1 protein-coding gene is annotated in these 674 nt (G+C 49.0%); it reads right to left on the bottom strand.

What is annotated here, in order from left to right:
* Positions 1–536, bottom strand: a 536-nt coding sequence (locus ABD892_RS10210; protein WP_345195518.1) for a hypothetical protein, incomplete at its 3' end; no start/stop codon positions are given.
* Between the last annotated feature and the right edge of the window lie 138 nt (positions 537–674).

The following is a 674-nucleotide window of genomic DNA, read 5'->3' as shown; positions in this document are numbered from 1 at the left end:
GAGCGGCCTTTGCGCAGATTCAGAAAGATCGCCAGCGCCGGGGCATGCTGACCCATGTCCTGGTATTGCCGGCCAAGGGCCAGCCCATGACTCTTTTGATCTTTATCGTTGGTTGAATGGTGATCATAAAGAGTTTTGAACAATTCAAACGCGCCATTCATATTGCCCAGACCTTGAAGTGCCCTACCTTTTGTTAATAGCAATCCTTTTTTATTAGTTAGATCAATCGGGTTTAAGACAGTCAGACAAACATCATATCGTCCCAGCGCCAAACATGCGCGGGCTTTGAGATCCACAATGCGTATATAATCACGGCACGTATTTGAATGGGAAACCAACAACTCATCAGCTATTTTCTGTGATTGTTCCGGATTATTTTTTAAACGTATATACCCTTGACCGAGACGTTCGTTATCCTCAGCGGACAAAGTGTATTGTTGCGGAGAACGGATTGTTGGCCGAGTTCTGGCCGAAAGGCTTAATCCGGAAAATTGAGAGGTCAAGCCAATGGTATCTGGATCACCATGTCTGGGCATAACAGAGCGTGTAGCTGACCCAGGAACGTGAGTTATACCTCTTGTTCTTCCCCTGCCCCTTGGTTGGGCTCCTCGCTGAAGAGGCGCAGCAGCGCGCTGCTGCCCTCTGCTGGCTCCAGCCTGACGTGCTCGATGCAT

Origin of the sequence: Kistimonas scapharcae (genome assembly GCF_039540975.1) — a bacterium.
Classification (GTDB): Bacteria; Pseudomonadota; Gammaproteobacteria; order Pseudomonadales; family Endozoicomonadaceae; genus Kistimonas; species Kistimonas scapharcae.
This window is presented reverse-complemented; position numbering and strand designations above follow the sequence as displayed.